The following is a 23850-nucleotide window of genomic DNA, read 5'->3' on the forward strand; positions in this document are numbered from 1 at the left end:
TTTTGTCATTACGGTTACATTACAATGTCAATTCAAACTCAGAATTAAAAGACATTCCCTCTTTTGTGAGGGGGTCTATAAATGAAATGTGCTTAGCTAGCAGCTGTAATGGTTCAGAGAAATCATCTTCAGCCTTATGTTGAACTAATGGATAAAATGGATCATTTTTAATCGGAATTTCTAAGTAATTAAGATGTACCCGAAGTTGGTGCTGTTTACCTGTTGTTGGGGTTAAGCGATATTTTGCCCAAATCTGATTGTGCTCGATCAGCTCGATATAAGTCTCGGTATTTGTTTTTGCATTTTCTATAACTTGCATAGTGTAAAAAGGATGACCTTTATCTAAATGCAAATGTAATGTCTGAGGAAAATTTAAATCTTTTCTATAGGGTGCAACAGCGTGATAAATTTTATTGACTTGGCGCTCTGCAAATAATTGTTGATAAATACCACGCGACTCTACCCGTTTGCAAAATAAAACAACACCAGCAGTTTCACGGTCTAGACGATGAATAGGGGTTAAAAATTCATTGCCTGTTTGTTTTTTTAGACGAACTAAAAGCGTTTCTTGAACATATTGTCCAGTCGGGCTAATCGTTAAAAAATGGGGTTTATCGACCACCACTAAATCATCATTCTCAAATAAAATCCGATGTTCAAATGGAACATGTGGTTCATATGCAAGAAAGCGATAATAAAAAATATGCGTGTTGCTTTGATATGGACTGTCTAATGTTAATTTTTGTCCATTTGCTGCATAAATAAGTCCATCTTGAAATCGTTCCTGCCACTCTTGCACTTTAATATGTTGGAAATGTTGGCATAGATACTCATAAATAGTTCGAGTATTTGTGTGTGCAGGAAGATAGACTTGGCTTGCGCTTACACCATCAATCATAGGTGGCAAAAAATCGTTCGGACTAGACATAAAAAAGTGTAAATATGTAAGAAAATTGATATAAAAAAAGCCAACTTCTAGGGCTTAAGTAGGCTTTTAAGGCAGGGCAATGTTATCATATCGATTATTTCGAATCATGTTATGTGTGCTATGTCGTATTCATTGAAATTGGTCTTAAATCATGAAGAAGATACTGAGCGTTTAGCTCAAGCTTTGGCGCAGCATGTTCAGTCGGGTGTAATTTATTTAATTGGGGATCTAGGTGCGGGTAAAACCACACTTACGCGCTATTTCTTACAGGCATTGGGCCACAAGGGCTCTGTTAAAAGTCCAACTTATACACTCGTTGAACCCTATAAAATTAATAATAAAGAAATTTTTCATTTTGACTTATATCGTTTGAATGATCCGTACGAACTTGAATTAATGGGAATCCGTGATTATTTAGATATCACAGACGCATTATTTTTATTTGAATGGCCATCAAAAGGTGGCGATGAAATTCCAGAGGCCGATATCATTATTGATATTCAAAAGTCAGATGATGAGTTGAGCCGTTTAGTAACCCTAACTTTACCTACAGAACATTTGTATCAGACTTTGCAGGAACAGCTTCATGACTGATGAAAAGCTAACACAACGTCGTATCCATACATTAGACGCAGCGTTAGCCAACCAGATTGCTGCTGGTGAGGTGATTGAGCGTCCTTCATCTGTTGTTAAAGAATTATTAGAAAACTCTATCGATGCTGGTGCAACTGAACTCATTGTGCGAATTGCTCAAGGCGGTTCGACCCTAATAGAAATTATTGATAATGGGCATGGTATTCATTCTGAAGATTTAGCACTAGCTGTTATGCGTCATGCCACAAGTAAAATTAAAACGGCAGAAGATTTACACGCTATTGTAAGTTTAGGATTTCGTGGGGAGGCACTTGCTTCGATTGCCGCTGTTTCAAGATTGACATTGACGAGTAGCCAAGATGAAAGTGGTATTGGCCATCAAGTTGAAGTAAATGGCACAGCATTTGATCATCAAGAAGTACAAGCTGTTGCTGCTCAAAAGGGAACCCATATACGTGTTCAGGACTTATTTTTTAATGTTCCTGCACGACGTAAATTTTTAAAAAAACCAACCACTGAATTTGGGCATATCGAAGAGATTGTTCGCCGTCTGGCTCTAACACATTTCGATATACGTTTTGTGCTTGAGCATAATGATAATATTAGAATTAATTTACCTATAGCTGATAGCGGCGAGCTGCGTTTTCAGCGAGTACAGCAATTATTAGGTTCTCAATTCGTACAAAATGCATATTGGATGGATGCTGAAAGTATTAGCATGCGTTTATCGGGATGGCTTGGCCATCCTTCTGATGCACGTGCGCAGGCTGATATGCAATATGTCTATGTAAATGGGCGTATTGTCAAAGATAAAACAATTTCGCATGCGTTACGTATGGCATATGACGGTATTTTACATGGTCATCAACATTCATCTTATCTGCTTTTTTTAGAAGTCGATCCTGAAAATATTGATGTCAATGTTCATCCTACAAAACATGAAATTCGCTTTTTAAATCAAAGAGAAGTGCATGAGTTTGTAAGGCATTATGCAAAAGAAACGCTATCGCAATTTCAGACAGCGAGTGCTGATTTAGCTCAAGCGATGAAAGTAGATGAACAATCAGATTATTCAGTACAACCACAGCCGAAATACCAAGAACAATTTTCATTGCATCGAGCAAATGAAACTTTAAATTCAGATAGTGAACCACAGACTCAGCACGCACCAACAGAGTTATTAACCGATTTTAACGCTAGTCGTCCGCAAGCTGTTCACTATGCAGATCAAACACCAAAATATAATGGTTCTGCTCAATTAAATAATGCGTTAAAGACATACTTAGCGCCTCTACGTGACCAACCTGCTACTTTTTCAGTAAATGAAAATATTGAACCAGTAACTAAAGTTGATGAGTTTCCTTTAGGTATCGCAATTGCTCAACTTCATGGAATTTATATTCTAGCGCAGAATACCGAAGGGCTTATTATTGTTGATATGCATGCGGCACATGAGCGTATTTTATTACAACAAATGAAAAATGCTTGGGATAAACCTGAATTTTGGACATCTCAGCAGTTACTTATACCTAAAGTCATTTCTATTAGCCGTATGCAGGCCGTCAGGGTAGAGGAGTTAAAACCTCAACTTGAGCGCTTAGGTTTGGAAATTGATTTATATGGCGATGAGCAAGTTATTGTTCGCGGTGTGCCTGCCATATTACAAAAAGCAGATTTTGAAAATCTTATTCCAGAACTTTTAAATGATTTAGATCCAAATGATGAAGCCCAAGGGTTACTTCAAAAGAGAGACGAGTTATTAGCTGGAATGGCATGTCATGGAGCAGTGCGTGCACATCGACAACTCAGCCTGTCAGAAATGAATGCTTTACTCCGTCAAATGGAACAAACTGAATTTGCGAGCCAATGTAACCATGGGCGGCCAACTTGGCGTGCATTTCCATTATCTCAATTAGATAAATTATTTGCTCGAGGAGAGTAGTTTTACATGTCAAATCAATTGCCCGTCATCAATTTAATGGGACCAACTGCGAGCGGAAAAACCGCTTTGGCATGTGAATTATATGAGCGTGGAAATTTTGAACTAATTTCTGTTGATTCCGCACTCGTCTATAAAGATATGGATATCGGCACGGCTAAACCAACGCGTGAAGAGCAAGCGCTCTATCCTCATCATCTGATTGATATTATTACGCCTCTTGAAGTTTATTCAGCTGCTCAGTTTGTTGAAGATGCATGTAAGTTAATTGATGATATGCATTCACGCGGTAAGACTCCTATTCTGGTAGGAGGCACCATGTTGTACTTTAAGGCATTATTAGAAGGGTTGTCTGGTAATTTGCCGAGTGCTGATGCTCAAGTTCGCGCAGCAATTGAAGAAAAAGGTTTAAATGAAGGCTGGCAAGCCGTTTATGATGAGTTGGTTTCTGTAGATCCTGCTGCAGCTATAAAATTTAATGTGACTGATAAGCAAAGGATTATTCGAGCATTAGAAGTTTATAAGATTACGGGTGAACCAATTACGAAATTGCAGGCAGAACAACCAAAAAACGTACCATATCGATACATATTTCATAATTATGCTTTACTTCCAGATCGGGTAGAATTACATCAACGCATTGAGCAAAGATTAAGCAAAATGTGGGATATCGGTTTTTTGAGTGAAGTTGAAGCTCTAATTGAAAAATACGATTTAGATGAAAATTTACCCTCAATGCGTTCAGTGGGTTATCGACAAGCACTAGAATTTCTATTAAAAAGTGACTTAAGTCTCAAAAGTAAACGTGAAATGGAGGATAAAGCTTTATTTGCAACACGACAACTTGCCAAACGTCAATATACGTGGTTACGTTCTTTGCAAGAAATACACGATTTTAAAACTTACTTGACGATAAAGCAGGCGAAAGAAGACTTGCGAAACTCTTATGGATAAAGCAAAATTTGCACACTGTCTTTTTATAATTTTTAGTTGAAAAATAAAGATAGTTTTTTTGCGCTGATTTAAAAATTTTTTTTTGGAGTTAAAAATGTCTAAAGGTCAAACTTTACAAGATCCGTTCTTAAATTCTCTCCGTAAAGAACGTATCCCTGTTTCTATTTTCCTTGTGAACGGTATTAAATTACAGGGTCATATTGAATCTTTTGACCAATATGTTGTTTTATTAAAAAATACAGTAAGTCAAATGGTTTACAAACACGCTATTTCAACTGTTGTTCCAGCACGTAACCCACGCCCAGCAGGCGCGCAAGGTACAGGCTTCCCAGCACAAGGTGGCACACAAGGCGGCTTCGGTGGTCAACCTACTGGTGGTTTCGGTGGCGGTCAAGGCGGTGGCTTTGGTGGCGGTCAAGGCGGTGGCTTTGGTGGTAGTCAAGGTGGCTTCGGCGGTCAAGGCGGCTTCGGTGGTCAAGGCGGCGGCTTCGGCGGTCAAGGTGGCTTCGGTGGTCAAGGCGGTTTCGGTGGTCAAGGCGGTTTCGGTGGTCATCAAGGTGGTTTTGACAACGATACTAAATTTGAAGATGGTCAAGAAGACGAAAATAATCGTTAATTGAAATCTAAAAAGAAGCCAGTCAGATAATGACTGGCTTTTTTTATGTTTATTTATAAATTAATTTAAAATATTTAATTCAACATCAGTCGTAATTTGATCATTATGGCTGATATATCTAAATAAATAGAGTTTTAATCGATGCTATTAATATTAGCTGCTGCTTTAAGTAGTGTTTTGGTGTCCATCCTATTAAAAAATTTAAAGAAAAAAGGTTACCAGCCGCTACAAATGATTGCATGGAATTATGCGAGTGCAAGTCTTCTTTGCTTTTGGTGGTTTCAGCCAGATATTCAACATATTTCAATAGAAAAGACACCTTGGTGGTTAATTGTTGCATTAGGAATGATTTTGCCCAGTATTTTTCTATGTTTAGCTAAATCATTAGAATATGCAGGAATTGTTAAAACTGAGGTTGCACAACGACTTTCCGTGGTACTTTCTTTACTCGCAGCTTATTTCATTTTTAATGAGCAATTTAATGCATTAAAGCTGTGGGGAATAGGTCTAGGAGTTTTTGCAGTCTTACTCGTCTTATTTGGACAAATGAATACTTCTTCGAATCATCAATCTCGAAAAGCAGTTGTTGCTCTATTAAGTGTTTGGTGTGGATATGCCGCGGTAGACATTCTCTTAAAATATACGAGTAGTTTAGGTCTTCAATTTACCCTCACGTTGAATCTTATTTTTATTACATCTTTTATATTATCAATTTCATATTTATTGGTGCAGAAAACCCAAAAATGGCAGCTTAAAAGTGCTATCGCTGGATTAGTATTAGGTGTGCTTAATTTTTCAAATATTGCTTTATATGTGAAGGCTCATATCCTTTTAAAGAATTCACCTGCAATTGTTTTTGCAAGTATGAATATTCTCGTTGTGTTATTAGGAATTGCAAGTGGCGTTCTTTTATATAAAGAAAAATTAAAATGGTCTACCACTTTGGGTATTTTATTGGGGATCAGTGGCGTACTTTGTTTAGCTCGGGCAATGAGTTTATAGTTCAAGAGAGTTGAATCTCTTGAACCATTTTCATTTTATAAATAGGTAAAAATAACTTCATCTGGTAGGCGTGATTTAGGTAATTTGGCATTGAAATCGTTTTCACTGCGATAACCTAGAGAAACAATGACTGAACTACGCAGGCCTTTTTCAGTTAACCCAAGCTCAGTATTTAAAATATCTTCATCAAAGCCGCCCATTGGCGTTGCATCAATTCCTTCTAAACCCGCAGCAAAAAGTAGTTGCCCTAAAGCAATAAATGTTTGATTTTCCATCCACCCAAATAAATTTTTCTGCTCATTTCGATAGAATTCAACATAGCCATGGCGAGTATCTTTTTGACCGAGCTTTGCTTTTTCATCTTTAAAACGACCACTCAAATCATCTTGCTCAAGCAATTGATTTAAGTATTCAGCTGAAATATCTGTTCTTGTGCAAAATATAAGTGTGTGTGATGATTCGAGTACTTTTGGAGCGTTGTAGGCATATTTACCTGTTAAGGCTTTTGCAATTCGCTCTTTAGCTGCCTGATTATCTGCAACTACGAAATGCCAAGGCTGAATATTTACTGAAGAAGGGGTAAAACGTAAAATTTCTAATAATTTATTAATTTTTTCTTGAGGAATTTTCTTTTCAGAATCATACGCTTTTGTTGTATAGCGACTTTTAACAGAATTCAATAGGTCCATAGGTGTGCTCCATATCAATCTTATGGCAATTGAGAGAATTTAATCTTTGCCATCATACGCTATTTTATTCAAAAACATTTCCTATGTAATTTGATAAAGAAATATAATGTTTATATAAAAGTTTAGTAATTTATTGAAAATGATTGATTTAATGCCAACAAATGCAAAGAGTAAGCTGCGAGAAATTAGAATTGTTAAAGCCTTTATTATTCTTACATTTGTATTGAGTCTTCTTATTTTATACATTGAGTATCACGATCATGCACATATAAACTGGAAATTTATATTTATTGCCAGCATGTGTGTGATTTACGATTCTGATTTAAATAAAAAAATTAAAGAATTGAAGGTTGAAATAAAAAGTGACTAATTTCTAGTTAATAACTCCAGACAATCAATTCGAGCTGTTGCGTATTTGAGGATGGATCAATTTCCAAAATATAAGCCTGGTCTTCACGCCAATCGCCAAGAACAATTCGTTGTTTAGCTTGTACCTGATGAATTGAAGGGCGATGAGTATGCCCATGAATCAGTATATCTACATCTTCTAAAGCAGAAATAACAGCTTGTTCATTTACATCCATAATTTCATAGCTTTTTTGTTGTTTATCAGCGGAGCTTCTTTTGCGAAAGCCATTCACTAGTTTAGTGCGAAAACTGAGAGGAGTCCGGCGTAAAAGAGCAACTAAGAGCGGATTTCGAATAATCTTTTTAAATCTTTGATAAGAAATATCATCTGTACATAATGCATCGCCGTGTTCTAGACGATATTGATGTCCTGCGATATTGAGGGAATAAATGTCAGGGAGTAAGACGCCATTAAATTTATTGAGGAAAACTTGATTAAGCGCAAAATCACGATTACCGACTTGAAAGTAGACCTGATTCCCTTTTTGATTAAAGTCTTTTAAGGCCTCAACAATTTCATCAAGCCATGGTGCTAAATAGTCATCTCCAATCCAGGCATTAAACCAGTCGCCTAAGATGTAGAGTTGAGTATTTTTATGCTCGTAATGCACCAATAAGTCTAAAAACCCTCGAACGAGTCGAGGGTGTTCAGGTGACAAATGTAAATCTGAGATAAACAGATAAGTCACAGCTTTATCCTAAAATTATTCAGAAATAATTTTAGCAGATTCGATTACTACATTTTCTAAAGGAACGTCAGCGTGATAACCGCGGTTGCCAGTGCGAACACCTTTGATCGCTTCAACAACATCTAAACCTTCAACAACTTTACCAAATACAGCATAACCCCAACCTTGAGCAGTTTTAGAAGTATGGTTCAAGAAAGAGTTATTTTTTACATTGATGAAGAATTGAGCAGACGCTGAGTGAGGAGCTTGAGTACGCGCCATTGCAATCGTACCTTCGTCGTTGCTTAAACCGTTATCAGCTTCGTTTTCAATTGAATCGCGTGTCGCTTTTTCTTTGAAGTTTTCATCCATACCGCCACCTTGGATCATGAAACCATCAATGACGCGGTGGAAAATAACGCCGTCATAAAAACCGTCACGTACATATTCTAAAAAGTTTGCTACTGTTTTAGGTGCTTTTTCAGCATTCAGTTCAAGAACAATACGACCTTTATTGGTGTTTAATTCGACTTGAGGAAAACTCATTACATTAATCTCCTAAACATGGGCTTATGACCATGGGTTTTTGGTTGAGAGAAGCATAAGCAAACTGTAAACTACAAGGCAAGTAAAAAACGTTAAAATCTTTGTGAAAAATGAAGATAGCGTTTAAATTTTTCGAAATTTTATCTACAAAGAAGTGATTGATACACTATGAAGCCTAATGATGTTGTCTCGAGCCTGCCAAATAACCCGACACCGAATACTCATGCCTCTGTCGATTCTGCGCAGCAAGAACAACAGGCTGGCTTAGATTTCGTTCGCCAAGTCATTACAGAAGACTTGGCTGCTGGGCGTGCAAAGCAGATCGTAACGCGTTTTCCACCAGAACCAAATGGCTATTTACATATTGGTCATGTAAAAGCAATTTGCCTAAACTTTGGTGTAGCTGAAGAATTTGATGGGTTATGTAATTTACGTTTTGACGATACAAACCCGGATGCTGAAGAACAAGAGTATGTTGACGGTATTGCTAATGATGTGAAATGGCTTGGTTTTAACTGGAATGGTGAACCGCGCTATGCATCGGGTTATTTTGATCAATTATATGCATGGGCTGTTCAACTTATTGAACAAGGCGATGCTTATGTTGATTTACAATCACCAGAAGAAATTAAGTTAAACCGCGGTAGTTTTGTTGAACCGGGTAAAAACTCACCATACCGTGATGCATCTGTTGAAGAGAACCTTGCGCGTTTTGAAAAAATGCGTAGTGGCGAATTTAAAGAGGGTGAAGCTGTTTTACGTGCCAAAATTGATATGGCAAGTCCAAACGTACACATGCGTGATCCAATTTTATACCGTGTATTGCATTCAGAACATCACCAAACAGGTGATAAATGGAAAATCTATCCAATGTATGACTATGCTCATCCATTGTCTGATGCGATCGAGGGGATTACTCATTCCCTTTGTACATTAGAGTTCCAAGATCACCGTCCGTTTTATGACTGGATTGTAGAAAAGGTAAAATCCCAAGCGGTTCCACATCAGTATGAATCTTCACGTTTAAATGTGGATTATACCATTACATCAAAACGTAAATTACGTAAATTGGTGGAAGGTGGTCATGTGAATGGTTGGGATGACCCGCGTATGCCGACTGTAGTGGGTATGCGTCGTCGTGGTTTCACACCAGAAGGCTTACGTGAGTTTTGTAAGCGTGTAGGCGTGTCTAAAACTGACGGTATTGTAGATGTTGCAATGCTTGAGTTCTGTATTCGTCAATCTTTGGAAAATACAGCTGCGCGTGGAATGGCTGTTTTAAGTCCACTTAAAGTGACTTTAACTAATTTACCAGAAGATATGGATCTTACACATGCTCGCCATCCAAACGTGGATATGGGTGACCGTGTGATTCCTTTAACTAAGGAAATCTATATTGACCGTAAAGACTTTGAAGAAGTACCACCAAAAGGTTTCAAGCGTTTAGTTCCTGACGGTGAAGTGCGTTTACGCCATGCTTATGTCATTAAATGTGATGAAGTTATTAAGGATGCTAATGGTGAAGTCATTGAGCTTAAATGTTCAATTGACCCAGAAACCTTAGGTAAAAACCCTGAAGGCCGTAAAGTGAAAGGCGTAATTCACTGGGTATCTGCAACAAAAGGTATTCCTGCTGAAGTACGTATTTATGATCGTTTGTTCACGGAAGCAGATCCTGAAACAGGTGATGATTTCTTGGCGAACTTAAATCCGGATTCATTACAACTGTTAGAAGCTGTAATTGAACCTGCTTTGGCACAAGCGAATCCAGAAGATCGTTTCCAATTTGAACGCGAAGGTTATTTTGTTGCTGATCAACACGATCATTCACCTGAAAAACCAGTGTTTAATCGTATTCTCGATTTAAAAGATAGCTTTAAGCCTGAGAAAAAATAAGACGCGTAAAATGTTTTTGAGCAAATAGCAGATATAAAAAAGCCCAACTCAGTTGGGCTTTTTTATATCTATTTTCTTACATATATTATGCTTTATGGTGCTTTGGCAAATAAGCTAAGCCGGATTAACCACGTAGAAATAAAGAACAATGATTATAAGAAGAATAGATGCTAGCGATAAATAGGTATTAACCGTATTAAAGCTTTTAATAAATTTCAGGATTTCCATAATGATTAACTATTTATATTTGTGAAGAAAAGTAGAGTGAAGCAGTACACTTAATTTAATATAAAATGTTCCAAAAGATAGATTATTATTCTACCTTTTGGTTAATAAAAAAGCATTTAAACTTATTTGTAGTAATAAAAAAGCGATTAACCACTATATCCAATTCGTTTAAGAAATTTTTGAATAACATCAAAAGCAGCATGTTCAAGGTTTTGAGCATATTGCTGATTTTCTTCGCGAAGTTTTGGAATTGAAATATTGGCATGGCGAAGTTCACATGTATGACCAATGAGCCATTTTTCAAAATGTTCTTCAGTCGTTTCAATGTGGAACTGCAAGGCCAGAATATTATTACCAACTTCAAATGCCTGATTGGTGTAAACATCGGAACTTGCTAATAACACCGCATTTTCAGGAAGATCAAAAGTGTCGCCATGCCAATGTAGAACATGAACATTGTTAAGCAAACCAGATAAAACCTGATTAGCGCGTAAGCTTAAGCTCAGTGGTCCCCAGCCAATTTCTTTTTGATGTCCTGCATATACTTTTGCGCCAAGTGCATGAGCAATAAGCTGTGCACCTAGGCAAATACCAAGTGTAGGCTTGTCAGCTGCTAAACGTTGTTTGAGTAAAGTGATTTCATCTTTTAAGAATGGATAATCGTCAGTTTCATAAACTCCGATTGGACCGCCTAAAATAATAGTTAAACCTTCATGTGAAAAAGCAGGGGTTAAATCATCAACACCTGCCTCAAAATAACGGACACGAAATCCGAGTTGATAAAAGACATCTTCTAATGAACCTAAGTCTTCGAAAGCAAGATGCTGAATGGCATAAATAGTTTTTGGGAAGGCGTTTGTTGTGCTCATACAAATGATTCATAGAAGATCAATAGGTGGAGTATAGCGATAAATATAAAGAAGAAAATATCTGTATAAATCGTCAATACCTGAAAATTGATATTTTTCGTTAAAATGATGTTGTTATGCAAAGGATTATCTATTTATCAATAAATCCCTAAACATATTCTACTGTTTAAAATAATAGCTTTTGAGTTCCCTCAAGACCTATATCTGAAAGTTGATGTTCATCTTTTAAATTAACTCCTGAAAAGCCGAGCTGTTTTGATTTTTTCATTAATGTCATTAAACGTTGTACCGCAACTGGAATACTTAAGCCTGCAGAGCGGACATTAGAAATACAATTACGCTTAGCATCAATACAGCCTGAATATGCATTCCATGTGTAGTAAATTCCCATACTGTCAGGAGAGCTTAAACCTGGGCGCTCACCAATCAGCATCACAAGCATGGATGCCTTAAAGATCTCAGCAACCTCATCACCTAAAGCAACCCGACTGCCTGTGGCAAGTACAATTGGTGCGAGGTTCCAGTTTTCTTGCTGAATTTGTTCATTTAGCTCTGTAATGAATGGAATAGCATTCGCTTCAATCGCTCTTGCAGAGAGACCGTCACCTACAACAATACAAACGTCATATTGTTGAGGCTCTTCTGCATATTTCTTATTTAAGGCACCTTTTGATGGGGTTGAAAGCTGGCGCCCCAAATCTGGACGTTTGAGGTAAATTTCCTTATTAGGAGCATTGCTTTGAACATGAAGACTTTGCAACTGCCTTTGTGCTAATTGCTCTGATAAATAGAAAACATCCAGAGTTTGATAAACCGCATCTTTTGCTTGCGCATGCGACAATTGGAACTCAAGTAAGGCCCGTGTTGGGATACTACAACCCGCACGGCCCAGAGCAATGCGGGCATCAGTAAACTGTTTAAGTTTTTCCCACTGATCTTGATGAGTAGAGGAAGGGTATTGAATATCACGGTTCAGTTTCATGGCGTTCTCCCTAGTTCATGAGCAGACGAGAGAATTGGTCAGGCATATGGTCTGCCCAACAGATTTGAGAGTTTTGTTGTTTAAAAATACCTTGCTGTTCAAGCCAAGCTGAAAACTCAGGAGCGGGTTTTAAACCGAGGAGTTGTCTTAAATAGAGGGCATCATGAAACGAGGTCGTTTGATAATTGAGCATGACATCGTCTGAACCCGGAATTCCCATAATAAAGTTAATACCTGCGGCGCCAAATAAGGTAAGTAGAACATCCATATCATTCTGGTCGGCATCGGCATGGTTGGTGTAACAAATGTCGCAACCCATTGGCACACCAAGCAACTTGCCGCAGAAGTGGTCTTCTAGTCCTGCACGTATAATTTGTTTACCGTTAAAAAGATATTCGGGACCAATAAAGCCAACGACTGTATTCACTAAAAGCGGATTGTATTTACGGGCCACTGCATAAGCACGTGTTTCTAATGTTTGCTGATCAACGCCGTGATGTGCATTGCTGGATAAGGCACTGCCTTGACCCGTTTCAAAGTACATAACATTTTGTCCAATGGTTCCACGCTTGAGTGCGAGCGTGGCTTCATATCCTTCTTGTAGTAAATCGAGTGAAATTCCAAAACCTTCATTAGCCAGTTGGGTGCCAGCGATTGACTGAAACATTAAATCAATTGGCACATTTTTTTCAGCCAGTTGAATACCTGAGCTGATATGGGTAAGTACACAAGATTGTGTCGGAATCTGATATTCCTGAATCACATGATCAAGCAATTTCAGTAGCTCTGACAAATTATGCAGGTTATCCGTCGCTGGGTTAATGCCAATCACGGCATCACCATTGCCATACATTAAACCATCTAAAATACTGGCAGAAATCCCAAGCACATCATCGGTAGGATGGTTCGGTTGTAAACGGGTAGAAAGATGGCCTTTTAAACCAATTGTGTTACGAAATTGGGTGACTACTTCACATTTGCTGGCCACGTAAATCAAATCTTGATTGCGCATAATTTTGCTGACAGCAGCTACCATTTCTGGAGTCAAACCCGAAGCTAATGCTTTTAAGCTTTGAGCAGTGGCTTCTTCTCCAAGTAACCAGTTTCGAAAATCGCCTACTGTAAAGTGTGAAATAGGGGCAAAGGCAGCCTGATCATGTTCATCAATAATCAGTCGTGTAATTTCATCAGTTTCGTAATCGACCACAACTTCATTTAAAAAGGTTTTAAGCGGTACATCGGCCAAAGTCATTTGTGCCGCAACATGTTCGGTTGCGTCTCTGGCCGCTACACCGGCTAATTCATCGCCAGAACGTAACGGTGTTGCTTTTGCCATCAAGGTCTTCAAGTCAGCAAAGTGATACTGTTGATTGGCGATAATATTGCGATAACTCATACTTGCATCCTTTTTTATAGTTCTTGTTCTGCCACTTTAATATTTGCAAACTCTTCTTCTGGCGTACCTTTAACTAAATGATAACGGCTATAGAGTAAAAAGTAAGCAATAAATGCGACATAAATAGCGGCAGCAATAAACCAAACTTTTGGATTAACAACAAAGCCTGCAACTACAGCAGCGACTGCTAGGATTAAGGCAATACTTGAAGTAACGATTCCTCCGGGAGTTTTATAAGGACGAGGCATGTCGGGTTTAGATAGGCGTAGTTTGATGTGGGATAAGAGAATCAACACATAAGAAATGGTTGCACCAAAAACCGCGATTAAAATCAGTGAATCGCCTTCTTTGGTCAGTGAAAGTAAGAACCCAATAATGCCCGGAATAATAATCGCAAGATAAGGGGCTTTATTTTTATTGGTTAAAGAGAGTGAAGTAGGTAAGTAACCAGCACGAGAGAGTGCAAAGATTTGACGGGAATAAGCATAGATAATTGAAAAGAAACTTGCGATTAAACCTGCTAAACCCACAAAGTTTACAAAGGTCGCAAGCCAAGTATTGGTGCCATAAACTTTAACCAGAGCATCGACGAGAGGAGCACCTGAGTTTTGCAAAGTACTTGCACCTGCTGCACCTGCACCCAAGAATAAAATGAGCATGGCAAACGCCGTTAAGATGAGCATTGCACCGATCAAACCGCGTGGGAGAGATTTAGCTGGATCTTTCGCTTCTTCGGCCGCTAATGGCACACCTTCAACTGCAAGGAAAAACCAGATTGCAAAAGGAACAGCGGCCCAAATGCCTAAATAGCCATGAGGTAGAAAACTGCTTGCGCCTACACCTGTACCAACTGGAATATCTAATAAATTTTGTGTATTAAAATGTGGAATCATTGCGACAATAAACACAACCAGAGCAACTGCTGCGACAAGGGTAATTGCGAACATGATTTTTAAGGCTTCGCCAGCACCTTTCAGATGTATGCCCATAAATATGGCGTAGCAGGCGAGGTAAATCATCCAACCATTAATGCCAAATAGAGATTCACAATAACCTCCAATAAATACGGCAATCGCCGCAGGAGCAATTGCGTATTCAATTAAAATGGCTGTGCCTGTTAAATAGCCCCCAAAAGGGCCAAAAGCAGCACGTGCAAAACTATAACCACCACCTGCTGTCGGCATCATGGTGGACATTTCTGACATAGAAAGACATAGGCATAGATACATGATTGCAGCGAGTGCAGTGGCAATAAACATGCCACCCCAACCACCTTGGGCTATGCCGAAGTTCCAGCCAGCAAAATCACCCGATATCACATAAGCAACGCCTAAACCAATCAGGAGTAACCAACCAACCGTACCTTGTTTGAGTTGACGCTGAGCAAAATATTCTGCTGATGAGACTTCTGTGCTTGAAGAAATGACGGAAGCTGTTTCTGGTTGATTCATACAATACTCCTGCGAGTGGGTTTGTATTTATCAATGCAAAAGCAGTGCCTAAATGAAGAACTTCAGTGAGTAGATGGAGCTTTTTTATTCCAAATGATAAAAATGCAAGCTTATTGGCACCATACAAAGAAGCCAGCAATCTAAATTACTGGCTTCTTATATAATTAGTCATCTTACTTCTTTCTAGTGTTGATAGTTTGGTATCAACTTGGTGCGAAACTTAGAAGAAGCCCATTGGTTTAGTTGAATAACTCACCAACAAGTTTTTAGTTTGTTGATAATGATCTAGCATCATCTTATGGTTTTCACGGCCAATACCAGACTTCTTGTAGCCACCAAATGCAGCATGTGCAGGGTAGATGTTGTAGCAGTTTGTCCAAACACGGCCAGCTTCAATAGCACGACCAGCACGATAAGAAATGTGAGCTGAACGTGACCAAACACCTGCACCTAAACCATACATGGTGTCATTGGCAATTTTAATTGCATCGTCAAAGTCTTTGAACGTTGTTACAGCAAGTACAGGTCCAAAAATTTCTTCTTGGAAAACTTGCATGCCATTGTGACCTTTAAAAATAGTTGGATCAACATAGTAACCATCGCCTACTTCTTTACGGCCACTACCACCAAGTAAGAGTTCTGCACCTTCTTCACGACCAGTGTTAATACAACGTAAGATTTTCTCTTGTTGTTGTAGAGATGCTTGAGCACCAATCATTGTTTCAGTATCAAGTGGGTGACCCGTTTTGATACGTTTTACGCGCTCGACAGCCATTTCCAAGAACTGATCAGCAATACTTTCTTGTACTAAAGCACGAGAAGGGCAAGTACATACTTCACCTTGGTTTAAGGCAAACATGGCAAAACCTTCAAGCGTTTTCTCTAGGAAGTCATCTTCTTTATCCATGATATCTTCAAAGAAAAGGTTTGGTGATTTACCGCCAAGTTCTAATGTGACTGGAATAATATTTTCGGTCGCATATTGCATCACCATTTGTCCAGTTTGAGTTGAACCTGTGAACGCGATTTTGGCAATACGTGCGTTTGTCGCTAAAGGTCGGCCGACTTCTGAACCGAAACCATTAACAATATTAAGTACACCTGGTGGTAAAATATCTTGGATGAGTTCAGCCACCAACAAAATGCCCACTGGAGTTTGCTCAGCTGGCTTAATCACAACGCAGTTACCAGCAGCTAAAGCAGGTGCAAGTTTCCATGCTGCCATCAAAATTGGGAAGTTCCATGGAATGATTTGACCAACTACGCCGAGTGGTTCATGGAAGTGATACGCAATGGTATCTTCATCAATTTCAGAGATGCCACCTTCTTGAGCACGAATACATCCAGCGAAATAACGGAAATGGTCAATCGCAAGTGGAAGGTCAGCTGCTAACGTTTCACGTACAGCTTTACCGTTATCCCAAGTTTCTGCAACAGCAAGCATTTCAAGATTTGCTTCTAAACGATCAGCAATTTTTAAAAGTATATTTGAGCGTACTGTTGGTGATGCTTTATTCCAAGTTGCTTTTGCTTTGTGCGCTGCATCTAGAGCGAGCTCAATATCTTCGGCACTAGAGCGTGGAATACGTGTAAAAGCTTTTCCGTCAACAGGAGATACATTGTCAAAATATGCACCTTTTACAGGTGCTACCCATTCACCGCCAATAAAATTTTCGTATTGTGATTTAAATTGAACTTTTGAGCCTGGTTGATTTGGATCGATATAGCGCATATAAATATTCCTTTGCTTTTTAGGACTAAAGACTAACAAGAACCCTGTCAGTAGGTACTTTCGTACTTTGTATAATTAGGATATAAAGAAGAAGGTTGGAGAAAGGTTGGAATAGAAATGTGGATATATAAGGAATTTACAAATGTTCACAAAAAAGGATTTATTGCAGCAACGGACGTTGATTGATCAACTGCGCACGCAAAATAGTCTCTCTCCTCAGAATGCTGCCAAACTCGGCCAAAGTATTGCAAGCTCATGGGAACGATCAGCTTCTGCCGCGATTCCTAAAGAGCGTTTTGCGGCTCCTTTAGTCGAAAAAAAATCTGCTTCACAAAATGCTTTAGATATGGCTTTAAGCCAATGTGCCAACGATTTACGTCATATTGCAGAGCAATCTTCAATGGTGATTGCTGTCGGTGACATTGGCAGTACGATTATCTGGACTGCCCCAAGTGCACAAATGCAAAGTGCTGCTGAACGTGTACATTTTGTGCAGGGTGGTCAGTGGCGTGAAGAATTTGTAGGCACAAATGCCTTGGCTTTATCTTTAAAAACTCAACAATCAAGCTGTGTTTTTTCAAATGAACATTATATGGAATCGATTCATGAGTGGGTTTGCTATGCCGCACCGATTATTGATCCATACTCAAAACAAACCCTTGGTGTCGTTGATTTGTCGACTACTTGGAAGAATCATAATAGTTTAGGAATATTGGCTGCTGAACGTTGTGCATCCATTATTCAGTCAGCCCTACTTGAGCAGCAGCGCCAGCAATTACATATTCGTGCATTTTCGACGCCACAAGTTAAATTTAATGGCAAAAGTTTGTTATTAACACCGCGTCAAATTGAAATTTTAACCATATTAGCGTTATGTCCACATGGTTTAACTTTAGAGCATCTTTATCAGGCGCTCTATGGCGAACGTAAAGTCAGTATGGGTACGCTTAAAGCTGAAATGTCTCAACTACGAGATATTTTGGGTGGTTTACTTGGTTCACGTCCATATCGTTTGCTGGTGCATGTTGAAGCTGATTTTTTACAAGCTGAACAAGCACTGGATGCGGGATATGCAGCCTCGGCTTTGCAGCTTTACACAGGTGTATTTCTGGCAAAAACTGAAAGTCCGTTTTTGTGCGCATGGCGTGACTGCCTTGAATCACGTTTAAGTGATGCGATTTTTAAAACGCAAGAAACGGATTTATTACTCAAGCATTTAGCTCATTTCCCTGAAGCAATCGATGCGGTAGAACGTCTTATGGAGTTAGTTCCGAGCGAACATCCTGCGCATCAATTGCTGATGAAATACCTTGACTCACCTAAGCTCAGTTAAGTGATTTTTTGATCCAGCCATTGAAACAATTGTTGATAGACTTGTTCTCGTACTGGCTGGGCCGAAAGCACTAAATCATGCAATCCATTATGAATAGAGACAACAGAGACATCGCCTTTGATTTTTTTACCAAATTTTTCAATGTCTTTAACGTCTAAAATTACATCGCTTTGAGTCGCATCTGCTCCCCATTTTTTAGGGTTTTTAGTTTGGTGGGAATGCATGATGAGTGCGGGAACATTGAGTTTAACCCCGCGATGTATTTCTTTTTGTGCTGTATGAATCGCATGTAGAAAGCTGAGTTGAACAGTAGGGGCAGAGGTCGGTTTCCAGTCCAGATTAAAGTCCCATTCGCCCTTGAGCTGTTTGTGAAGGCTCGCGGTGTACCATTTGTTTAATTGACTTGGGAATTTAACTTTTGGCAGATATTTTCCTACTCGACTGAGTACAGGGATACCCAATTTTTTCTCGACCAAACTTAAATTAAAATCGTAAAACGGACTATTTGCCCAAAGCGCTTTAATCAGAGGATGGTTTGGGTTATGGGCAGCATAAAGTGTTGCTGTCAAACCGCCAGTCGAATGCCCTGCAAGCAAGACTTGAGTGTGCTGTTCTTTGCCAATAATCTCTAATGCTTGTGTAATTTCGGCATCGTATTCATTTAAATCAAGCACATTATAAAAAATTTGATGAGGCAGCTTTGAGCGACCATATTTTCTTAAGTCGAGTGCGTAGAAGTCATAACCATGTGCATTGAATTGCTCAGCCATTTCGGTTTGAAAGAAATAATCTAAAAAACCATGAATATATAGCACGGCTTTTTGAGTCGATTGAGCGGCCTTTTTACGCACTAAGGTAGCTACAACTTTTCCTTCGTAATCATTAGGAAAGTTGAGTGTTACCTGTTCGTAGCCAGTACCTAAAATATCTGGAACATAAGTTTGATTAGCTGAAGATGTATTCATTTTTATCGAGCTATTGTAATTAAGACATGCAGAGTATCCTTCAATGAAATGGGCGAATTGTCAATCAGGTTTAGAGAAGGTTGGAATATAGGTTTTAAAAAAAGGGAATACCGCTGGAGCTAAGTATTCCCTAAAAAAGTAAGTCACCGGTCGGAGGGATTTGACTTACTAGAGGGACAAGCTATTACATCAGGATTAAAGTGCTGCTTTAAAAATCTCCACAACTTGAGCATGGTTTGCTTTACGAGGGTTGGTCAACATACACGCATCTTTTTGAGCATTATCTGCCATCACTGCAAGGTCTTCGGTTTTCACACCAAGCTCTGTTAAACCAGATGGAATACCAATCGATGAAGATAGTTTACGAATGGCATCAATTGCAGCATATGCAGCTTCCATTACTGTTAATCCGTGAGTTCTTACACCCATTAACTCCGCGATTTTTGCGTAACGATCTGGGCAAGCAATTAAGTTAAATTCACACACGTGTGGTAACAAGATTGCATTACATACGCCGTGAGGTAGGTTGTAAAAACCGCCCAACTGGTGAGCCATTGCGTGAACATAACCTAAAGATGCGTTGTTAAATGCCATACCAGCCAAGTACTGTGCATAGCTCATTGCATCACGCGCTTCAATGTTTTCACCATTTGCGACAGCAGGTTGGAGCCACTGGCTAATCATCGTAATCGCTTTTTCTGCACACGCATCGGTAATTGGGTTAGCCGCCGTAGAAACATACGCTTCAACTGCATGAGTTAACGCATCCATACCCGTTGCCGCTGTTAAACCAGCTGGTTTTGCAATCATGAGTTTCGGGTCATCAATGGCAATAAGAGGGGTACAACGCCAGTCAACAATCGCCATTTTTACGTGAGTGTCTGTATTGGTAATAATACAGAAACGGGTCATTTCAGATGCAGTACCAGCCGTTGTGTTGACTGCAATCAGCGGCGTCATTGGAACTTTGCTTTTATCGATGCCTTCATAGTCACGAATATGGCCACCACCAGCAGTGACTAATCCAATCCCTTTTGCACAGTCATGAGATGAACCGCCACCTAGAGAGACAATAAAGTCACAGCCATTTTCGTTATAGGCATTTACACCGTTATGAACATTAATATCGGTTGGGTTAGGTTCTGCACCCGGGAAAATATGGCTCGCAACGCCTGCTTCAGTTAAATAGTTTGCGATAAGATCTGCGACACCAAATTTAAACAAGCCTTCATCGGTCACAATTAATGCTTTTTTTGCGCCGAGGTTTTGTGCCTTTGTACCAATTTCTTTAGCACATCCTGGTCCAAAGAGTGATACGCATGGAATATAAAAACCGTTTGTTTGATCTGCAATATTTTTAAAAGCCATGGAGTGATTCCTTCTTCCATAAATCCATTGTTTGTTATTACAGGTGAGCCTCACCATGGCCTTAGTATTGTGATGTGAAGATTATTTTCCTACCTACCAAAAACCTACCAAATATTATTTTATTGTTAGCTATTGATTTATAAGTATTTTACAGAAATTCTGGCGCATTCGTTTAATTTTTTCGGGAAAGTCGTTAAGCTATGGGCTGTTGAAGATGTACTTATGAGATTATGAAACAGGAAACTGCGCTTAAACTGCTTAAAGCAGGTGAAAATGTCTTTTTAACCGGTTCGGCTGGTGCAGGGAAAACCTATACACTTAATCAGTACATCCAATACCTAAAAGCACGTAAAGTGCCTGTGGCAATTACGGCATCTACAGGTATTGCTGCAACACATATGAACGGCATGACCATTCATACATGGGCGGGCATTGGCATTAAAGATCAGTTAACTGACGATGACCTAAAACGTATGAAAGAGCGTAAATATCTCAAGGAACATCTTGAAAATGCGCAAGTTCTCGTCATCGATGAAATTTCGATGCTGCATGCTAAGCAGCTTAATCTGGTCAATCAGGTTTTAAAATATTTTAAAGAAAGTGATGAAGCTTTTGGCGGTATTCAAGTCATTGTGGCTGGAGATTTCTTTCAGTTGCCACCCGTTGGACGTAATAGTGAAGCCAACCGTGACAAGTTCTGTTTTATGTCTGATGCATGGGTCGAAGCCAAATTTCGCGTATGTTATTTAACGGAACAACACCGTCAAGATGATGAAATTCTTAATCAGATTTTAAATGCCATTCGTGCGCAGAATATTCAATCAGATCATTTACAAGCACTGCGTCAATCACGCTCGCATGATATTGGTGAGACCTTTACTCGTCTTTATACGCACAATATGGATGTCGACAATATCAATTATCAGCACTTAAATGAAATTGATAATGACGGACATCAATTCAATGCCGTTTTAGATGGTAATGAAAAATTATTAGAAACTTTGAAATCTTCAGTTCGTGCGCCAGAAGAACTCACACTGAAAAAGCATGCAAAAGTCATGTTTGTTAAAAACAACTTTGATATGGGTTATATCAACGGGAGTTTAGGCGAAGTTATTGGCTTTGAGGAAGATGATGAAAACGGGTTACTGCCAAAGGTAAAACTAACTGATGGCACGACTTTGCTGGTTGCTCCTGAAACATGGTCAGTTGAAAACGAAGCCGGTAAAGTGATTGCAAGTTTTCAGCAAATTCCACTTCGTTTAGCGTGGGCAATTACTATTCATAAAAGCCAAGGCATGACTTTAGAAGCTGCTGAAATTAACCTCACGAATACCTTCGAAAAAGGTCAGGGTTATGTAGCATTGTCGCGTTTAAAATCTTTAACAGGTCTTAAGTTATTAGGAATTAACGAGCAAGCTTTAGAGTTAGACAGTCTGGCTGTAAAAGCTGATCGTCGTTTCCAGGAACTTTCTAAAGAAGCTGAAGACAACTTTGCAGATGTAGATTTAACTGCTCAGCACAAAGCCTTTATTCGTCACTGTGGTGGCACCTTAAATGAAACTGAGATTTCTCGTAATGAGAAGAAACTCGCAAAAGGTGGAAAGCAAAATTACGCTACGGCAACGTTAGACGAGACACGTGCGTTGTTTGAAGAAGGCTATGAAATTGAAGACATCGCGCATGAGCGTGGTCTGACACCAGCAACCATCATTAATCATTTGGCCCGACTTCATAAAGAACAAAAGCTAGATATTTCGGTTGCCCATCCGGGTGAAGAAGTGGTCGAAGAAATTCGTAAAATTTATAAGAAGCTGAAAAAACGTCAAAATCCAGATCATTTTTCTGATGACGGTTCGATCAAACTAAGACCAATCGTTGAAGCAACTAGTCCACGAATGGGATATGATCAGGTTCGATTAGCTTTATTATTTATTGAGTAAAGTTTAATTGGCTTAATTACTTATTACATAAATTGAGGTGGCTATGCCGCACGTTGTAGTTGATTATTCAGATAATTTAACTGGATTAAACGCAAAACAATTACTTGAAGAAATTAATACCACACTGATTGAGACAGAGCTATTTAGTCCAGAAGACATTAAAAGCCGTGCGCGTAAAGACGAGGTTTTCCTGATTGGCTTAGGAGCTGATCAAGCTTATATTCATGTAAAAGTTTATATTTTGTCTGGAAGAACTGCTGAACAAAAACAGCTCATTGGCGATCAGCTATTAACGGCACTCAGCAATAAAAATTATTTACAACAAGAGTTTAATAATGAAATTCAATTGTGCGTTGAGCTTGTCGATATGCCAAGAGAAGACTATTTCAAGCAAGTTGTATAACACTAAAAATCGCAATTTCGATCAAGAATAGAGATCAGCACTATGTAAAAGTAGTGCTATCGAATGAACAGACATAAATGTATGGCTGTATATATACAAAAGCTGCAACTGGTTTGCGATTATATTCAAAGACATTTAGATGAAGATTTAGATGTTGACCGATTGAGCCAGATTGCGGCTTTATCTAAGTTTCATTTTCATCGTATTTTTGCCATTCATATTGGTTTAAATGTGATGAAGTTTATTCAACTTTCTCGTTTAAAGCGGGCCTCTTTTCAATTGGCTTTTGAACCTGATCTTAAGATTATTCAGATTGCATTGCATGCAGGATTTGACAGTCCAGAGGCATTTACTCGTGCATTTAAGCGTTCATTTGATCAAACTCCTCGAGCTTTTAGAGATAAACCGGACTGGGAATCTTGGCACCAGAAGTTTGTTTTTACACTTCCAAAGAGTGAGCTAAAAATGAATGTAAATATTGTTGAGCGTTCTGCTGAAAAGATTGCCTATCTGTCTCATTTAGGCAGTCCAGATAAAGTCTTTGAAACTGCTGCACGTTTTATTGCTTGGCGCAAAGAAACAGGTTTATCGCCTGTGAACAAGTCTAGAACTTATGGTATTCCGTTTGCTGACCCTGAACAGACTCCGTCTGATGATTTTCGATTTGATATTGCTGGTTCAATTGAAAAGGCTGTACCCGAAAATAGTTACGGCGTACAAACAGGTGAAATTCCTGCAGGTCGTTATGCGACTGTAAGACATTTGGGTAGTCACGACCAGATTAAAGATAGTGTTTATTACATCTTTAGAAACTGGTTACCTGAGCAACCCGAAGAAGCAGGGGAATATCCAGTTTTCTTTCACTATCATAACTTTGTGCATGATGTGAAAGAGTGTGATCTTATTACAGATATCTACTTACTTTTAAAATAAGAGTAGT

The 23850-nt window shown here is 38.9% G+C and carries 23 protein-coding genes; 11 read left to right on the forward strand and 12 right to left on the reverse strand.

Going from position 1 to position 23850, the window contains the following annotated elements; all coding sequences use genetic code 11:
• Positions 1-19: 19 nt before the first annotated feature.
• On the reverse strand, positions 20-928 hold the full coding sequence (locus ACS604_RS05960) for a pseudouridine synthase (RefSeq protein WP_474770751.1): 909 nt from the start codon (positions 926-928) through the stop codon (positions 20-22).
• Between the two features lie 120 nt (positions 929-1048).
• On the opposite strand from ACS604_RS05960, the gene tsaE reads away from it, so the two are divergent.
• The 5 genes from tsaE (at position 1049) to ACS604_RS05985 (ending at position 6033) form a co-directional block, all read left to right on the forward strand.
• Positions 1049-1522, forward strand: coding sequence for a tRNA (adenosine(37)-N6)-threonylcarbamoyltransferase complex ATPase subunit type 1 TsaE (gene tsaE, locus ACS604_RS05965; RefSeq protein ID WP_174732331.1), 474 nt, complete (start codon positions 1049-1051; stop codon positions 1520-1522).
• Entirely contained in the window at positions 1515-3464 is a 1950-nt protein-coding gene (gene mutL / locus ACS604_RS05970; RefSeq protein WP_174759387.1) for a DNA mismatch repair endonuclease MutL, read from the forward strand. Before tsaE ends, mutL begins: the two co-directional genes overlap by 8 nt.
• Before the next feature lie 6 nt (positions 3465-3470).
• Positions 3471-4415 (forward strand): tRNA (adenosine(37)-N6)-dimethylallyltransferase MiaA, encoded by a 945-nt coding sequence (gene miaA / locus ACS604_RS05975; protein WP_049836982.1) that lies wholly within the window; start codon positions 3471-3473, stop codon positions 4413-4415.
• 94 nt (positions 4416-4509) lie between these two features.
• Entirely contained in the window at positions 4510-5031 is a 522-nt protein-coding gene (hfq, locus tag ACS604_RS05980) for an RNA chaperone Hfq (protein WP_004791573.1), read from the forward strand.
• A gap of 141 nt (positions 5032-5172) precedes the next feature.
• Positions 5173-6033 (forward strand): EamA family transporter, encoded by an 861-nt coding sequence (locus ACS604_RS05985; protein WP_474770755.1) that lies wholly within the window; start codon positions 5173-5175, stop codon positions 6031-6033.
• Between the two features lie 35 nt (positions 6034-6068).
• On the opposite strand, the gene nfsB is transcribed toward ACS604_RS05985, so the two are convergent.
• Positions 6069-6722 carry an oxygen-insensitive NAD(P)H nitroreductase gene (gene nfsB / locus ACS604_RS05990; protein ID WP_474770758.1) on the reverse strand — a complete coding sequence of 218 codons (654 nt, stop codon included), beginning with the start codon at positions 6720-6722 and terminating at the stop codon, positions 6069-6071.
• A gap of 139 nt (positions 6723-6861) precedes the next feature.
• On the opposite strand from nfsB, the gene ACS604_RS05995 reads away from it, so the two are divergent.
• Complete coding sequence (locus ACS604_RS05995; protein WP_174741889.1) at positions 6862-7092, forward strand: hypothetical protein; 231 nt, start codon at positions 6862-6864, stop codon at positions 7090-7092.
• 7 nt (positions 7093-7099) lie between these two features.
• Here the strand turns inward: ACS604_RS05995 and ACS604_RS06000 are convergent, their stop codons facing one another.
• Both ACS604_RS06000 and ACS604_RS06005 read right to left on the reverse strand, forming a co-directional pair.
• Positions 7100-7819, reverse strand: a complete 720-nt coding sequence (locus ACS604_RS06000; protein ID WP_174741891.1) for a UDP-2,3-diacylglucosamine diphosphatase — start codon at positions 7817-7819, stop codon at positions 7100-7102.
• Positions 7820-7834: 15 nt separating this feature from the next.
• A complete protein-coding gene (locus ACS604_RS06005) occupies positions 7835-8344 on the reverse strand; it encodes a peptidylprolyl isomerase (protein WP_004791583.1) in 510 nt (169 codons plus the stop codon).
• Positions 8345-8512: 168 nt separating this feature from the next.
• Here ACS604_RS06005 and ACS604_RS06010 point away from each other — a divergent pair, with 168 nt between their 5' ends.
• Complete coding sequence (locus ACS604_RS06010; RefSeq protein ID WP_474770760.1) at positions 8513-10240, forward strand: glutamine--tRNA ligase/YqeY domain fusion protein; 1728 nt, start codon at positions 8513-8515, stop codon at positions 10238-10240.
• Positions 10241-10354: 114 nt separating this feature from the next.
• On the opposite strand, the gene ACS604_RS06015 is transcribed toward ACS604_RS06010, so the two are convergent.
• The 6 genes from ACS604_RS06015 to exaC all read right to left on the reverse strand — a co-directional run bounded on the left by ACS604_RS06015 (position 10355) and on the right by exaC (position 16898).
• Positions 10355-10468, reverse strand: a complete 114-nt coding sequence (locus ACS604_RS06015) for a hypothetical protein (protein WP_227556118.1) — start codon at positions 10466-10468, stop codon at positions 10355-10357.
• Between the two features lie 146 nt (positions 10469-10614).
• Entirely contained in the window at positions 10615-11337 is a 723-nt protein-coding gene (locus ACS604_RS06020; RefSeq protein WP_005306584.1) for a glutamine amidotransferase, read from the reverse strand.
• Positions 11338-11503: 166 nt separating this feature from the next.
• On the reverse strand, positions 11504-12319 hold the full coding sequence (gene eutC / locus ACS604_RS06025) for an ethanolamine ammonia-lyase subunit EutC (RefSeq protein ID WP_474770765.1): 816 nt from the start codon (positions 12317-12319) through the stop codon (positions 11504-11506).
• A 10-nt stretch (positions 12320-12329) separates the two neighbouring features.
• Positions 12330-13715, reverse strand: a complete 1386-nt coding sequence (locus ACS604_RS06030) for an ethanolamine ammonia-lyase subunit EutB (RefSeq protein ID WP_474770768.1) — start codon at positions 13713-13715, stop codon at positions 12330-12332.
• A gap of 14 nt (positions 13716-13729) precedes the next feature.
• A complete protein-coding gene (gene eat, locus ACS604_RS06035) occupies positions 13730-15166 on the reverse strand; it encodes an ethanolamine permease (protein ID WP_440202369.1) in 1437 nt (478 codons plus the stop codon).
• Positions 15167-15386: 220 nt separating this feature from the next.
• Positions 15387-16898, reverse strand: a complete 1512-nt coding sequence (gene exaC, locus ACS604_RS06040) for an acetaldehyde dehydrogenase ExaC (RefSeq protein WP_474770770.1) — start codon at positions 16896-16898, stop codon at positions 15387-15389.
• Positions 16899-17040: 142 nt separating this feature from the next.
• Between exaC and ACS604_RS06045 the strand changes: the two genes are divergently transcribed.
• Positions 17041-18231 (forward strand): helix-turn-helix domain-containing protein, encoded by a 1191-nt coding sequence (locus ACS604_RS06045; protein WP_004791596.1) that lies wholly within the window; start codon positions 17041-17043, stop codon positions 18229-18231.
• Here the strand turns inward: ACS604_RS06045 and ACS604_RS06050 are convergent.
• Positions 18228-19196, reverse strand: coding sequence for an alpha/beta hydrolase (locus tag ACS604_RS06050; RefSeq protein ID WP_474770773.1), 969 nt, complete (start codon positions 19194-19196; stop codon positions 18228-18230). The two genes, ACS604_RS06045 and ACS604_RS06050, sit on opposite strands and share 4 nt — an antisense overlap.
• 195 nt (positions 19197-19391) lie before the next feature.
• Positions 19392-20564, reverse strand: a complete 1173-nt coding sequence (gene mdh, locus ACS604_RS06055; protein ID WP_004791599.1) for an iron-dependent methanol dehydrogenase — start codon at positions 20562-20564, stop codon at positions 19392-19394.
• A 230-nt stretch (positions 20565-20794) separates the two neighbouring features.
• On the opposite strand from mdh, the gene ACS604_RS06060 reads away from it, so the two are divergent.
• From ACS604_RS06060 to ACS604_RS06070, 3 genes are all read left to right on the forward strand, one after another.
• Positions 20795-22507 carry an AAA family ATPase gene (locus ACS604_RS06060; protein WP_151963094.1) on the forward strand — a complete coding sequence of 571 codons (1713 nt, stop codon included), beginning with the start codon at positions 20795-20797 and terminating at the stop codon, positions 22505-22507.
• A gap of 43 nt (positions 22508-22550) precedes the next feature.
• A complete protein-coding gene (locus ACS604_RS06065) occupies positions 22551-22910 on the forward strand; it encodes a 5-carboxymethyl-2-hydroxymuconate Delta-isomerase (RefSeq protein ID WP_440202372.1) in 360 nt (119 codons plus the stop codon).
• A gap of 81 nt (positions 22911-22991) precedes the next feature.
• The gene (locus ACS604_RS06070) at positions 22992-23843 is read left to right on the forward strand and encodes an AraC family transcriptional regulator (protein WP_440202432.1); all 852 of its coding nucleotides are present in this window, start codon (positions 22992-22994) and stop codon (positions 23841-23843) included.
• Positions 23844-23850 lie beyond the last annotated feature (7 nt).

This window comes from Acinetobacter sp. Li1LvA2, from assembly GCF_056156705.1.